The 394-nt window shown below is 69.0% G+C and carries 1 protein-coding gene; it reads left to right on the top strand.

Going from position 1 to position 394, the window contains the following annotated elements:
• Nucleotides 1-394 (top strand): thiamine pyrophosphate-binding protein (locus tag GO615_RS30110; protein ID WP_500676356.1); only part of this gene is annotated, 394 nt, incomplete at both ends.

Here is a 394-nt window from a genome sequence, read left to right as displayed (position 1 = left end):
ACGTACGACCCCACCGACACCGAGTGGATCGGCCGCGACCGTTTCGTCCTGTCCTGCGGTCACTCCTCGCTCACGCAGTATGTCCAGCTCTACCTGTCCGGTTCGGGCCTCGAGCTCGACGACCTGAAGGCGCTTCGCACGTGGGGTTCGAAGACCCCCGGCCACCCCGAGGTGCACCACACCAAGGGCGTCGACATCACGACGGGCCCGCTCGGATCGGGCCTCGCCTCCGCCGTCGGCATGGCGATGGCGCAGCGCCGTCAGAAGGGCCTGTACGACCCGAAGACGCCGGCCGGCGAGTCGCCGTTCGACCACCACGTCTACGTCATCGCCTCCGACGGCGACATCATGGAGGGTGTGACGGCCGAGGCCAGCTCCCTGGCCGGTCACCAGC

Source organism: Aromatoleum evansii, from assembly GCF_012910805.1.
Classification (GTDB): Bacteria; Pseudomonadota; Gammaproteobacteria; order Burkholderiales; family Rhodocyclaceae; genus Aromatoleum; species Aromatoleum evansii.
The sequence above is the reverse complement of the archived record's forward strand: the minus strand, read 5'-3'. Positions and strand labels throughout refer to the sequence as shown.